General features: G+C 60.4%; 14 protein-coding genes and 1 riboswitch. Of the genes, 7 read left to right on the top strand and 7 right to left on the bottom strand.

Annotation, left to right across the window (positions count from 1 at the left end; translation table 11 throughout):
• Window positions 1-43: 43 nt before the first annotated feature.
• Complete coding sequence (rutB, locus tag IP85_RS13360) at window positions 44-790, bottom strand: pyrimidine utilization protein B (protein ID WP_054150174.1); 747 nt, start codon at window positions 788-790, stop codon at window positions 44-46.
• Window positions 787-1,878, bottom strand: a complete 1,092-nt coding sequence (gene rutA, locus IP85_RS13365) for a pyrimidine utilization protein A (protein WP_054150175.1) — start codon at window positions 1,876-1,878, stop codon at window positions 787-789. Before rutA ends, rutB begins: the two co-directional genes overlap by 4 nt.
• 447 nt (window positions 1,879-2,325) lie before the next feature.
• On the opposite strand from rutA, the gene sufA reads away from it, so the two are divergent.
• From sufA to IP85_RS13395, 6 genes are all read left to right on the top strand, one after another.
• A complete protein-coding gene (gene sufA / locus IP85_RS13370; RefSeq protein WP_054150176.1) occupies window positions 2,326-2,712 on the top strand; it encodes a Fe-S cluster assembly scaffold SufA in 387 nt (128 codons plus the stop codon).
• Window positions 2,713-2,834: 122 nt separating this feature from the next.
• The gene (locus tag IP85_RS13375; RefSeq protein WP_054150177.1) at window positions 2,835-3,284 is read left to right on the top strand and encodes an Lrp/AsnC family transcriptional regulator; all 450 of its coding nucleotides are present in this window, start codon (window positions 2,835-2,837) and stop codon (window positions 3,282-3,284) included.
• A 1-nt stretch (window position 3,285) separates the two neighbouring features.
• Window positions 3,286-3,909: a LysE family transporter gene (locus tag IP85_RS13380; RefSeq protein ID WP_054150178.1), complete on the top strand. Its 624-nt coding sequence runs from the start codon at window positions 3,286-3,288 to the stop codon at window positions 3,907-3,909.
• Between the two features lie 157 nt (window positions 3,910-4,066).
• A complete protein-coding gene (locus IP85_RS13385; RefSeq protein ID WP_054150179.1) occupies window positions 4,067-4,807 on the top strand; it encodes a LuxR family transcriptional regulator in 741 nt (246 codons plus the stop codon).
• Window positions 4,808-4,879: 72 nt separating this feature from the next.
• Window positions 4,880-5,581, top strand: coding sequence for an acyl-homoserine-lactone synthase (locus IP85_RS13390; protein ID WP_054150180.1), 702 nt, complete (start codon window positions 4,880-4,882; stop codon window positions 5,579-5,581).
• A 1-nt stretch (window position 5,582) separates the two neighbouring features.
• Window positions 5,583-5,885: a hypothetical protein gene (locus IP85_RS13395; RefSeq protein WP_054150181.1), complete on the top strand. Its 303-nt coding sequence runs from the start codon at window positions 5,583-5,585 to the stop codon at window positions 5,883-5,885.
• A gap of 436 nt (window positions 5,886-6,321) precedes the next feature.
• On the opposite strand, the gene IP85_RS13400 is transcribed toward IP85_RS13395, so the two are convergent.
• The 5 genes from IP85_RS13400 to gcvT all read right to left on the bottom strand — a co-directional run bounded on the left by IP85_RS13400 (window position 6,322) and on the right by gcvT (window position 11,691).
• On the bottom strand, window positions 6,322-6,648 hold the full coding sequence (locus IP85_RS13400) for a flagellar basal body protein (protein WP_054150182.1): 327 nt from the start codon (window positions 6,646-6,648) through the stop codon (window positions 6,322-6,324).
• Window positions 6,649-6,843: 195 nt separating this feature from the next.
• Complete coding sequence (locus tag IP85_RS13405; RefSeq protein ID WP_054150183.1) at window positions 6,844-7,173, bottom strand: DUF1236 domain-containing protein; 330 nt, start codon at window positions 7,171-7,173, stop codon at window positions 6,844-6,846.
• A 135-nt stretch (window positions 7,174-7,308) separates the two neighbouring features.
• On the bottom strand, window positions 7,309-10,167 hold the full coding sequence (gene gcvP / locus IP85_RS13410) for an aminomethyl-transferring glycine dehydrogenase (RefSeq protein WP_054150184.1): 2,859 nt from the start codon (window positions 10,165-10,167) through the stop codon (window positions 7,309-7,311).
• Window positions 10,167-10,529, bottom strand: a complete 363-nt coding sequence (gcvH, locus tag IP85_RS13415) for a glycine cleavage system protein GcvH (protein ID WP_054150185.1) — start codon at window positions 10,527-10,529, stop codon at window positions 10,167-10,169. The genes gcvP and gcvH overlap by 1 nt, the downstream gene beginning before the upstream one ends.
• Window positions 10,530-10,551: 22 nt before the next feature.
• A complete protein-coding gene (gcvT, locus tag IP85_RS13420) occupies window positions 10,552-11,691 on the bottom strand; it encodes a glycine cleavage system aminomethyltransferase GcvT (RefSeq protein WP_054150186.1) in 1,140 nt (379 codons plus the stop codon).
• 149 nt (window positions 11,692-11,840) lie between these two features.
• Window positions 11,841-11,929: riboswitch (glycine riboswitch) on the bottom strand.
• 186 nt (window positions 11,930-12,115) lie between these two features.
• On the opposite strand from gcvT, the gene IP85_RS13425 reads away from it, so the two are divergent.
• Window positions 12,116-12,487 carry a hypothetical protein gene (locus tag IP85_RS13425; RefSeq protein ID WP_156322886.1) on the top strand — a complete coding sequence of 124 codons (372 nt, stop codon included), beginning with the start codon at window positions 12,116-12,118 and terminating at the stop codon, window positions 12,485-12,487.
• The last annotated feature ends 62 nt before the right edge of the window (window positions 12,488-12,549 follow it).

Below are 12,549 nucleotides of genomic sequence, written 5' to 3' on the forward strand. Positions count from 1 at the left end.
CACATTCTCCTGGTTTGATGGGGCCTGGTTCGTATGGGGATGATCACTCGGCTGCATCGGCAGGCGCTGCCTGTCCGATCGCACCGCAGAAGTCGTTGACGGTCGCGACCCAGCCGAAGAACTTTTCGACATTGTAGACGGTCGCCTGCTGGATGAAGTCGGGGCCGAGGTGATGGGTCGCGTCCTCGAGCATCACGCCGAAATATTCGAGGTGGAAGGCATCGCGAAGCGAGCTTTCGACGCAGACATTGGTGGCAATGCCCACAAAGACCAGGTTGCGGATACCGCGGGCCCGCAGAACCGAGTCCATGTTGGTGTTGAAGAAGCCGGAATAGCGGCTCTTCGGCACCAGAATGTCGCCCGGCTTAGGCTGCAATTCGTCGACGATCGCATAATCCCAGGTGCCCTTGGCAAGCAGTTGCCCCTGCAGTTCGGGCCGCTTGCGCATGGTTTTCAGCGCATTCGACTTGTGCCAGTTGGGCGATCCGGGGCCGCCAGCCTCGACATAATCAGGATCCCAGCCGTTCTGGAAATAGACGACCAGCACACCGGCTTCGCGGGCTGCATCAAGCGTTTTCTTGATGTTGGAGATCGTGCCCTTGGCGCCGGAAATGTCGAAGCCGGCGAGATCGACATAGCCGCCTTCGGTCGAATAGGCATTCTGCATGTCGACCACGACGACTGCCGTTTCCGACGGCTTCAGCGTGATCGGTTCGGGGCGGGCCGGAAGCGTGACGCTTTTGGTCAGTTCCGGGCGTGGCTGATAGCCTGCAACAACGGCCTCGCTCATTCGGCGGCCTCCAACATCTGGTTGACATGCGCGCGGCTCTTCATCAGCGGCTGGACGAACTTGCCAAACTTTTCGATGCCTTCGAGGAAGTCGTCGAAGGTCAACATCACGCCACCGGTGCCCGGCACTTCGCTCATCTCGTCGAGCATGGCGGCGACTTCGGCATAGGAGCCGATCAGCGTGCCCATGTTGATGTTAACAGCAGACACCGGGTTCGCCATGTGGCGGACATTGGTGTCGGAACCGGATTTCGTGTCGACGGCACTTTGCAGGCCAAGCCACTTGATCGCTTCCTCGTCGGCGCCTGCCTTGTAGTGTTCCCACTTGGCAAAGGCTTCCTCGGTGGTTTCCTCGGCCAGAACCATGGTCAGCACGAAGGAGCGTACGTCACGGCCGGTCTTTTCGGTGGCGGCCAGCAGCCGTTCGTTGGTCGGCGCGAAAGCCTTGGGCGTGTTGACGCCGACGCCGAAGCAGAACGAATAGTCCGCGAACTGAGCCGAGAAGGCCATGCCAGAGTTGGAGGATCCGGCGCAGATCAGCTTCACATCGCCTTCGGGAATCGGCTTCATGCGGCAATCATCCATCTGGAAGTGTTTGCCCTTGAGGTCAGACTGACCGGTGGTCAGAAGGTCTTTCAGCACGGTCGTGTATTCGGTCAGATATTCGTAGCGGTCGGAGAAGTAGTCGTCGCCTGGCCACAATCCCATCTGGCTGTATTCCGGACGCTGCCAGCCGGTGACCAGGTTGACGCCGAAGCGGCCATTGGAAATCGAATCGATCGTGGTGGCCATGCGTGCGACGATCGCCGGCGGCATGATCAGGGTCGCGGCCGTCCCGAAAAGCTTGATCTTCGAGGTGACGGCGGCGAGGCCTGCCATCAGCGTGAAGCTTTCCAGGTTATAGTCCCAGAATTCTGTCTTGCCGCCGAAACCACGCAGCTTGATCATCGAAAGCGCAAAGTCGAAGCCGTAAGATTCGGCCTTGAGCGTGATCGCCTTGTTGAGTTCGAAGCTTGGCTTGTATTGGGGGGCATTCTCCGACAATAGCCAGCCATTGTTGCCGATCGGGATAAAGACGCCGATTTCCATATCTGTTCTCCGCTTCTGGAGGCGCGCCGGGCGCCTTTTTTGTTTCGCAGAGAACGAAGCAATCGCTATGCCAGTCCGAAAAAAACAATAATAACAGTTTCTTAGATATAGACTCGAGGAATAATTTACCGGATGGTCAAAATTTCTATCGATTTCGCGAGCCTTTGCCCGAGTTTGCATCCGTTTCCGCTGTGCACTGCAATATTTTTGATCGCGGACGAGGAGAGCGTCATGCAAGAGCGCGTTTCAAGCTTCTGATAAAGATCAAGTTTTTCGGGTGATCCTGTCGTGCTCAAGGATTGATCATCATCAGGCGACGGGCATGTTCGCAATGCGCTGCCTGCGGCACACTTGGCAGCCTAAGCTATTGAACCGACGAGGCGCCTCCCTTACATTGCCAGAAGAAACGCCGGACCTTGAACCCGGTTGTTGATGGAGACTGTGCCGATGGGCTTTCAGGTAATGACCATGAGCGATGCGGCTGCCGCACGCGTCAGGGCGATCGTCGAGAATTCCGGTCCCGATGCCAAGGGCATCCGCGTGGGCATCAGGAAGGGTGGCTGTGCCGGGATGGAATACACCATCGATATGGTGACTGAACCAAATCCGAGGGATGACCGCATCGAGAAAGATGGCGCTTCGGTCTGGATTGATCCGGCCGCAGTTCTCTATCTGCTCGGTACGGAAATGGGCTTCGAGACCACAACGCTGCGGTCCGGTTTCACCTTCCACAACCCGAATCAGACATCTGCCTGTGGCTGCGGCGAGTCCGTGGAGTTGAAGGCTGCTGATCTATCGGAACTCGCGAAACAGCGACAGGCAGCTCCTGCCTGATTTGAACGGCGATGCGCCGATCGGGAGAGTTCGGCGGCTCTCATTCGGTGAGAATATTCTTTTTCGCCAAGATTCGAAAAAATATCTTGCGATGTATCGATGTAGGCAAATAAACTGCGGTTATGGATATCAGTGACCGCAAAATTATCGATCTCTTGGCCGAGGATGCTCGCCGTTCGCTCGCCAGCATCGGGGATGTGGTAGGGCTTTCGCCCTCCGCCGTCAATGAACGCATCCGTCGCTTGGTCGCGTCGGGAGCCATCAGACGCTTCACCCTGGAGGTGGATCCTGCGGCGCTTGGCCTGCCGATCACCGCCTTCATGCTGGTGACCCTGCCGCAGGACACCGAACAGGCTGCCTTTCGCGATTATGCAGAATCCCACCCGGCCGTGCTCGAATGTCATCATGTAACCGGTAGCTGGTCCTACATGCTGAAGATCCGGACGGCCGACCTCACGGGCATCGAGACATTCCTCGCCGACTTGAAGGGCGAGCGCCTGATTGCGCGCAGCGAGACGATGATCGCGCTGTCGACGGCGAGTGAACGCAGCTACGTGATCGGCACGGAGTGACATGGACGCGCTCCTTTTCGGGAAAGGGCTCGTGCTGGGCGTCGCGATCGCGGCACCACTCGGACCCATAGGGGCGCTCTGCATCAATCGTACGCTGGAGCGTGGCTTCTGGGCCGGCGTTGCCGGAGGGCTGGGCACCGCGATTGCCGATGGCGTCTATGCCGCCATGGCTGCAGCCGGCTTTAACGCGCTCGGATCCTATCTCGACTGGATCGTGTTTCCCTTGCAGGTCGCAGGCGGCTTGTTCCTGCTCTATCTTGGCGTGGCGGCGCTCAAGCCGCGCCCAGAGGTCTCCGCAGCTTCTGTCCAGGCCCACAGCCTGCTGTCGACAATTGCCGCGACCTTCCTGCTCACCATCGCCAATCCCGCGACGATCCTTACCTTCGCAGCGATTTTTGCCGGACTGGGGCTCGCGGCGGGCGAGGGCGGTTGGGAAGGCGTGCTACTGGTGGCAGGTGTCTTCTTCGGCTCGCTTGCCTGGTGGTTCTTCCTGAGCGGTGCCGTGACCGTGGTGCGCACGCGGCTCCCCGAGGGATTTGCGACCCTGGTCAGCCGGGTCTCTGCGTTCATTCTGATCGCCTTCGGCATCATCGCGCTGCTGCATGCCGCATTGAACGCCATCTGAACCCCTTCAACGCGTGTCGGCACATGCTGTCACCCTGCAGGTGAGCACTGTGGGATGCTCCATCGATTCTCTTGGAAATCCAATGTTTATCGGATCGACTGGTCGCCGGCTGTGCTAGAAGTCACAAATGTGATGACTGGCTATCTTGAGGGTGCGGATGTCAGACAGGCAGGCGACAGCCAATGCGATGTTCGATTTTATCACCGAATCGTCGCGAGCCCGCGACAATGAGGAAGTCCTAGCCTGCCTTGGCAAGGTGGCGGGTGCCTTCGGCATGGACTGCTATGCGGTGTCCGGCATCCCGCTCCCCGGCGAGCGGATCGATCCCTATTTCATGCTGAATGCCTGGCCGGAGGGCTGGTTCGAGCGCTATGTCCAGGAAAACTATGTGCATGTCGATCCGGTGATCTACCGGACGAAGATGTCGAACGAGGCATTCGTCTGGTCGGAAGCGCTGGCCGACAAGCCGCTCAGTCGCTCCGCCAAGCGCGTCATGAACGAGGCCACCGAGTTCGGAATGCTGGATGGTTACAGTGTGCCGCTCCATTCTGTCGGCGGCTTTCAGGCGATCGTCACCTTCGGTGCGCGCAAGGTCGAGCTGTCCAGCGAGCAGCGCGGTGCGCTGCACATCGTTTCAATCTACGCGCACAACCGGTTGCGTGCCTTCCTCGTCGACAGCAGCGAGCGCAGCGCGGCAGTTGCGGCCAAGGTCACGCCGCGCGAACGCGAGGTTATTCTCTGGTGCTCGGCCGGCAAAACCAATTGGGAGATTGGCCAAATTCTTGGAATATCGGAGAAAACAGTTCAGCACGAAATCGCGGCGGCGTGCCGTAAGTTGAATTCCGTGAACCGTGCGCAACTGATTGCCGAATCGATTCGGCTTGGAATAATCAGATAAATAGGCAGAACGGCCTATATCGAATTCGGTCCGCTTATCGCATCCTTGCCCCTAGATTTTCTGGGGATCTACATGCTTGCGACAATTCTGGGCAGGTACACGCATGACCATGCCGACGTCATGGAGCAGGTCTGGGCGTTTCGCCATCGCCAGTTCGTAGACCGATTGGGATGGGAAGCCTGCCGTCGTGGCGACGAACGGGAGATCGACCAGTTCGACGGTGACGAGGCCATCCATCTGCCGCTCATCGTCGGCGGTAATGTGGTGGGATATAGCCGCCTCCTGCCGACACTGAAGCCGCATCTTCTGTCGGATGTCTATCCTCATCTGATGGACGGTGCCGACTGGCCGCGTGGGCCGCGTGTCTATGAATGGACCCGGTGCATTGCCGAAGTGTCCGACAGGTCGATCGCCGGCGTCCCGATTTCCAACATCCTGATGACCGGGGTCATGGAGTATTGCCTCGTTGCGGGCATCGGCACGCTGGTTGTCGAGACACATCCCAAGCTCGTCAACCTGCTTCTGACGACCGGTTGGGATGTGATGCCGCTGTCGGCTCCAAGCATGCTCGACGGATCGCTGATCGTTCCGATCACGGCCAAACCCTCCATGGCAGGGCTGCTGCGGCATCACGAACTCTACGGGATTACCGGCAGCGTCCTCGATCTCGAGCGCGCACCGGGCAATCCCTTCGCCGCGGCGGCCCTTCAACGTCTGGCCTTCGCCGAAGAACTTCACGGACATATAGAATATGCAAGAATTGCAGGAGAATGACATGCCGGATGGCCAACTTCCATCCTCTGAAATCTACGTTCGCTCGATCGTGGAAGAGCAGGTTCGTAGTCTTCGGGAGATCATCAAGGGTGTTTCGCAGAAAGCCCCGCTCAGCGATGACGCGCTCTTCCTCGATCATCTTCTGGAGATGGTGTCGCTTGCTGCCGCCGACGGTCTCGATCGCCGCCGCGCCGGTGGAGGCCGCAAGCGCAGTGCCTCAGAAACCGACAGCGGACTGGCGGACATCCGGCTCGATGTCGCAAAGATGGAGTTCGTCTCGCAACGCCTCGATCGCGCCCAATAAGTAGTCGCGAAGCTTCGCCGGGTCCGTTGACCCGGTGTCGAGCTGTTCGAGCGCCTCGGTGATTTGAAACAGACAGTCCTCGACATAATCATTCGTATGGACGGATGTGAGCGCTTGGTCGAGACGCTGTTTGATCAGGCCGCGGATGCCGGCGGCGTCCCCGACCTGTGCGGAAAGGATCTGTGTCTTCAGGTAGTTGAGTGAGTCGTTATACATGCCATCCTCGATGCAACCTTATGCAACTCCCGACTGTGTCTGGATGTCCGGATCTTTGCAATCGGAGAATTCGCTCCCTCGGCTGCTTTTGCCTGGCGGAGCAGCCATTGGCCTAAAAAAGTCAGTGCTATCCGAGCTTTGCGGAGACAGGGTATGACGGAACGCGCGTTCGCGTCACCGTCTTTTGACGGTGGAAACGCGTGCCATACATGTCAGGGAATCAGTCGCGCTTGATGCTGAGCAGGACGTCCCAGATGTCAGCACCCGTCTCCCAGGCCGCGGCATTCGCCTTGAAGCCGATCTCGGTTTCGACGAGCGAGAGCATTTCCGACGCAAGGTCGACATTGGACGTGTCATCGGGGACCGGTCCATCGGACGGGGCAACCGTGGCGGACACGCCGCCCTGGGCGCGACTGGTAAAGCTGGTTTCGAGACGATCGTAACCAGGTGTCATGGCATTCGCGACGTTGTTGGCGGTCGCAGCAAGGCGCGTTTGCTGCGCCTGCATGCCCGAAAGCGAGATGCCCATGATCGCTGATATGCTCATCGTCTTTCCAACCGTCTCGATGGTCTTCAGCGCAGGATAAGCGGCAGGTGTTAGAACTTTCCGAACGGGCAGGGTTTCCGGCTTATGACAGCGCCGGGAAGAGTTGTGCGAAAACGGGACAGGCACAGTTGATTGGCGTCTTGCACCAAAAGAACCCGGCCTGAGCCGGGTTCCGGTAGCTGACCAGCGATCGGGTCACTCGATGATCTGGATGATCTGACGGGTCTGGGGATCGACGATCACGCGTCGCTCGTTGACGATCGTATAGGAATAATCCTCATAGCCATCAACGGGATAGAGCTCGACCGGATCCTCGATCACGCGGCCGATCAGGACGTCGCCTTCATAAGGCACCGAGCGCACTTCGCGCTGCAAGACATAAGTTTCGACCGGAGCCGGCACGATGATGGTCGACTGCGAGGTGACCGGCGGGGCCTGCTGGATGATGACGGTGTCCTGCGCATGGGCCGACGCCGAGAGCGTCATGAATGCCGCTGCACCAGCGAGGATGAGAGTGTTGCGCATGTCTGTTCTCCTGTGTTGGACAGCGGGGGAAACGGATAGTGGCCAGATCCGTTCCATCACAGGGCGTTTCGGCATGTCACCACAAATGAAGAACGCCGCCTCAAGGGCGGCGTTCTCATGGCGAATTTCAGGCTGTTACTCTGCCGCTTCCGCGTAGGCTTCCATCGGCGGGCAGGTGCACACCAGGTTACGGTCCCCATAGACATTGTCGACGCGGTTGACTGAGGACCAGTACTTGTCCACCCGAAAGGCGCCCGGCGGATAGCAGGCCTGTTCGCGGCTATAGGGACGATCCCACTGGCCGACGAGGTCTTCCACCGTATGCGGTGCGTTCTTCAGCGGATTGTTGGCCTTGTCCATCCGGCCTTCCTCGATGTCGCGGGCTTCCTCGCGGATCGCCAGCATCGCCTCGCAGAACCGGTCGATCTCGGCCTTGGTCTCCGATTCCGTCGGCTCGATCATCAGCGTGCCGGCCACCGGCCAGCTCATGGTCGGCGCATGGAAGCCGCAGTCGATCAGACGCTTCGCCACATCATCGACGGTCACGCCGGCAGATGCCTGCAGCGGACGGGTGTCGATGATACATTCATGCGCCACGCGACCCGAGGCTGACGTGTAGAGCACGTCATAGGCGCCCTTCAGCCGTGCTGCGATGTAGTTCGCGTTGAGGATCGCGACCTTCGTCGCTTGCGTCAGACCTTCGCCACCCATCATCAGGCAGTAGGACCAGCTGATCGGCAGGATCGAGGGCGAACCGTAGGGACCGGCCGAGACCGCGCCCGGACGACCGTCGGTCGAGACATGGCCGGGCAGGAAGGGCGCAAGATGCGCCTTGACCCCGATCGGACCCATGCCCGGACCACCGCCGCCATGCGGAATGCAGAAGGTCTTGTGCAGGTTGAGGTGGGAGACGTCGGATCCGATATCGCCGGGACGGGATACGCCGACCATGGCATTCATGTTGGCACCGTCGAGATAGACCTGGCCACCGTGCTGATGGGTGATCTCGCAGATCTCGCGCACCGTCTCCTCGAACACGCCATGCGTCGAGGGATAGGTGATCATGCAGCAGGAGAGATTGGCCGCATGCTCTTCTGCCTTGGCACGGAAGTCGTCGAGATCGACGTCGCCGTTGTCCTTCGACCTGACCGGCACGACTGTCATGCCGACCATCTGGGCCGAGGCCGGGTTGGTGCCATGCGCCGAGGTCGGGATCAGGCAGACGGTGCGATGCGTATCGCCCCGCGACAGGTGATAGGCGCGGATCGTCAGAAGCCCCGCATATTCGCCTTGAGCCCCCGAATTCGGCTGCATCGAGATCGCGTCATAACCGGTGACCGCGCAGAGCTTTTCCGAGAGATCGTCGATCATCTCCTTGTAACCCAGCGCCTGATCCTCAGGCACAAAGGGATGGATGTCGGAGAATTCCGGCCAGGTGATCGGCAGCATTTCCGCCGTTGCATTCAGCTTCATCGTGCAGGAGCCGAGCGGGATCATGGCGCGATCGAGTGCGAGGTCGCGGTCTGAGAGCCTGCGGATGTAGCGGGTCATCTCGCTTTCCGCGCGATTCATATGGAAGATCGGATGCGTCAGATACTCGCTGGTGCGCAGGAGATCCTTGGGGAGACGGTAGTCAGTCGAGAAATCCTCGACTTTGAAACTGCCGCCAAACGCGCGCCAGACGGCCTCGAGCGTTGCCGGGCGCGTGCGCTCGTCGAGCGCGATACCGACCTTGGTCTCGCCGACCTGGCGCAGATTGACACCTTCGGCGACAGCCGCGCGCATGACGAGGCCCTGCATATGGCCGACTTCGACGGTGATCGTGTCGAAGAAGGTCTCCGGCTCGATCGTGTAGCCGAGCTTTTCCAGGCCCTTGGCCAGCAGGACGGTCTTCTGGTGCACCTGCTGAGCAATCGCCTTCAGCCCCTGAGGCCCGTGGAAGACGGCATACATCGAGGCCATGACGGCGAGCAGCACCTGCGCGGTGCAGATGTTCGACGTGGCCTTTTCGCGGCGGATATGCTGTTCGCGGGTCTGCAGCGACAAGCGATAGGCGCGGTTGCCGCGGGCATCGACGGAAACGCCGACAAGACGACCAGGCATCGAGCGCTTGATCGCATCCTTCACTGCCATATAGGCCGCATGCGGACCGCCGTAACCCATGGGAACGCCGAAGCGCTGGGTCGAACCGATGGCGATATCAGCCCCCATTTCGCCCGGAGACTTCAACAGAAGCAGTGCGAGGATGTCGGCCGCGACGGCAGCCAGAGCGCCGGTCTGGTGCAGACGGGCGATCAGGCCGGAGAAATCGCGCACGTCGCCATGTGTGCCGGGATACTGGAAGATCGCGCCGAAGACTTCCGTTGGATCGAGATCGGTGAAGGGATCGCCGACAGTGACCGTCCAGCCCAGTGGCTCGGCGCGGGTCTGTATGACGGCGATCGTCTGCGGGTGGCAGTCCTTGTCGACGAAGAAGCCGGTCGCCTTGGTCTTGGCGCTGCGCTGGCAGAGCGCCATTGCTTCGGCGGCAGCGGTGGCCTCGTCCAGCAGCGACGCATTCGCGACGTCGAGACCGGTGAGATCCGTCACCATGGTCTGGTAGTTGAGGAGCGCCTCAAGGCGACCCTGGCTGATTTCCGGCTGGTAGGGCGTATAGGCCGTGTACCAGGCCGGGTTTTCCAGAATGTTGCGCTGGATGACCGGCGGCGTGATCGTGCCATAATAGCCCTGGCCGAGAAGCGAGGTCAGGACCTTGTTCTTGTTTGCGGTCTCGCGCAGCTTGTCGAGCGCTTCGCGCTCGGTCATCGCCGCACCCCAGGTGAGCGGCACCTTCTGGCGGATCGAGCCGGGGACGGTCGCGTCGATCATCTCGTCGAGCGAGTGATAGCCGATCACCTTCAGCATCTCGGTCATCTCGGAGGGCGAGGGGCCGATATGGCGCCGATTGGCGAAGTCGTACGGATCGTAATCCGTGAACTGGAATTCCGTTGTCATTACGCAATCAGCTCCTTGTAGGCGGCCTCGTCGAGCAGGGCGTCGGCGTCAGCAGGGTTGGCGAGCTTCAGCTTGAAGAACCAGGCAGAACCTTCCGGATCGGAGTTCACAAGCGACGGATCGTCGACGATCGCCTGGTTGATTTCGACCACTTCGCCGTCGAGCGGGCAGTAGACGTCGGAGGCTGCCTTGACGCTCTCGACGGTCGCGGCTGTGCCGTCCTTCTTGAAGCTCGAGCCTTCGTCCGGCAGTTCGACGAAGACGAGGTCGCCCAGCTGGCCGGCGGCGTGCGTGGTGATGCCGACGGTGGCAATACCGTCTTCGATCTTCAGCCATTCGTGTTCAGCGGTAAATTTCAACATGGTTCTCTCCGGAGATTTTTTGTCAGCGTTTATAGGTGGGGGTAACGAAAGGAAGCGCGGTGACGGTGAGCGGCATCAGCTTGCCACGCACCTCAGCGAAAACCTGGGTTCCCGCCTCGGCCATTTCCGTCGGCACGTAGCCCATGGCGATCGGGCCTTCCGCGCTGGGGCCGAAGCCGCCGGAGGAAACGTGGCCGATCTCGGTTTTGCCCTCGGCGTCGGCAAAGAGCTTTGCCGGCGGACGCACCGGCGCCTTGCCCTCGGGCTTCAATCCGACGCGGCGGCGAGAGACGCCATTCTCCAGTTCGCCAAGGATGCGATGAGTACCCGGAAAGCCGCCTTCGCGGGCGCCGCCCAAGCGGCGGACCTTCTGGATGCCCCATTCGATCGAGGCTTCGACAGGCGACGTCGTCGTGTCGATGTCGTTGCCGTAGAGGCAGAGGCCGGCTTCGAGGCGCAGGGAATCACGTGCGCCGAGGCCAATTGGCTGACAGTCCGGCTGGTCGAGCAAAGCCTTGGCGAGATCGGTGGCGCGATCAGCCGGCACAGAGATCTCGAAGCCGTCTTCGCCCGAATAGCCTGTGCGAGAGACGAGAGCAGGGATGTCGCCCAGAGACAGTTCACGCACATCCATGAACTTCATGGCTGCGACATCGGAATTGAGCGCCGCGAGCACGGCTTCCGCCTTCGGCCCCTGCAGGGCGAGAAGCGCCCGGTCGTCATGCACGAGAACTTCGACGCCATCAGGCAGCTTCGCCCTGAGATGGGCGATGTCGGCATCCTTGCAGCCGGCATTGACCACGACCAGCAGTCGCTGGCCGAGGCGGCTGATCATCAGGTCATCGAGGATGCCGCCATTCTCGTCCGTGAAGAAGCCGTAACGCTGGCGCCCGTCCTTCAATCCGAGGATGTCGACGGGAACGAGGGTTTCGAGCGCCTTGGCAGCGTCCTCATAAGAGCCAGAGGCCGCAACCAGTTCGACCTGGCCCATGTGGGAAACGTCGAAGAGGCCAGCGGCAGCGCGCGTATGCAGGTGTTCCTTCAGCACGCCGGCCGGATACTGCACCGGCATGTCGTAACCGGCGAAGGGCACCATCTTGGCGCCAAGCGACACATGGAAATCATAAAGGGGGGTGCGTTTCAGTTGGGTCTGATCGTCCAAGACGTCGCCTCCGGGTTTGAGCGCTCGCGCGCTTGCTCAAGTCTGGGCACGGTTGTGCCGCTTCATGAGCCCCCTCTGTCCTTGTGCCTGAGATTGTTATCCCTTCGGCGCGGCCCGCTTTGGAAACGGGCCTCTCTCCAGAGTGCAGTCGACGCCTTGTGGTCCTTTTGCCTGAGAGTTTCCGGGGCGGTTGCTCCTTCGGCTCCGGATCAAACCGGTATCTCCCAACAAGGTCTTCAAGGCATTATCTGGCAGTGTGGCGGCTTGGCAAGAGGCTGCGTCGCTCCCGAACAAATAATTGTCGCTGAGGCCTCGTGATTGGCGGGCACGCAGACACCTTGGCGTTTGCTCCGCAGGCGCGGCATCTCGCCACTTGGCTTGTGCCCGGCATCGCGATAAAGGATTCGGCGAAACGGGGGCAACGATGAAACCGAAGGTCAGGCCAACGACGATCCTATTGCGCATCTTCTGCGCGATGGTCTTCCTGTCTGTCGGTTTTGGCCACCGGGCACCCGCCGCTCTTGCCAGCGAAGTTCAGTCGGTAGCCTATATGCTTCCCGACGGCTCGTTTGCCGATCTCTGCATCGCCGATAGTGGCCAGAAGCATGCGCGACCTTCTGCGGATTGCGAGGCCTGCCGTCTCGCTGGCGCGATTCTACTGCCGGAGCCTTCCGACCAGTCCTGGCTGCTTAGCCGGTTCACAAGTCTGGGTCAGATTGTACCTGTTGCAACAACCGTGCGCTCCGGCCATCTCCTCCATCGTCCGCGCCTCCGTGGGCCGCCGCTCTTCGTCTGATCGCCCTTACTCAATCGACGAAGACTGACGACTGCCGACGGCCAAGAAGGACCACGGCAAGG

Source organism: Rhizobium sp. AAP116, from assembly GCF_001295785.1.
In the GTDB taxonomy this organism is placed as follows: domain Bacteria; phylum Pseudomonadota; class Alphaproteobacteria; order Rhizobiales; family Rhizobiaceae; genus Allorhizobium.

Coding starts and splice junctions, on each gene's coding strand:
- IP85_RS13425 (WP_156322886.1), top strand. CDS start 12,116: ATGAAACCGAAGGTCAGGCCAACGACGATCCTATTGCGCATCTTCTGC.
- rutB (WP_054150174.1), bottom strand. CDS start 790: ATGAGCGAGGCCGTTGTTGCAGGCTATCAGCCACGCCCGGAACTGACC.
- IP85_RS13385 (WP_054150179.1), top strand. CDS start 4,067: ATGTCAGACAGGCAGGCGACAGCCAATGCGATGTTCGATTTTATCACC.
- IP85_RS13405 (WP_054150183.1), bottom strand. CDS start 7,173: ATGCGCAACACTCTCATCCTCGCTGGTGCAGCGGCATTCATGACGCTC.
- IP85_RS13380 (WP_054150178.1), top strand. CDS start 3,286: ATGGACGCGCTCCTTTTCGGGAAAGGGCTCGTGCTGGGCGTCGCGATC.
- IP85_RS13390 (WP_054150180.1), top strand. CDS start 4,880: ATGCTTGCGACAATTCTGGGCAGGTACACGCATGACCATGCCGACGTC.
- IP85_RS13375 (WP_054150177.1), top strand. CDS start 2,835: ATGGATATCAGTGACCGCAAAATTATCGATCTCTTGGCCGAGGATGCT.
- sufA (WP_054150176.1), top strand. CDS start 2,326: ATGGGCTTTCAGGTAATGACCATGAGCGATGCGGCTGCCGCACGCGTC.
- gcvP (WP_054150184.1), bottom strand. CDS start 10,167: ATGACAACGGAATTCCAGTTCACGGATTACGATCCGTACGACTTCGCC.
- IP85_RS13400 (WP_054150182.1), bottom strand. CDS start 6,648: ATGAGCATATCAGCGATCATGGGCATCTCGCTTTCGGGCATGCAGGCG.
- gcvH (WP_054150185.1), bottom strand. CDS start 10,529: ATGTTGAAATTTACCGCTGAACACGAATGGCTGAAGATCGAAGACGGT.
- rutA (WP_054150175.1), bottom strand. CDS start 1,878: ATGGAAATCGGCGTCTTTATCCCGATCGGCAACAATGGCTGGCTATTG.
- IP85_RS13395 (WP_054150181.1), top strand. CDS start 5,583: ATGCCGGATGGCCAACTTCCATCCTCTGAAATCTACGTTCGCTCGATC.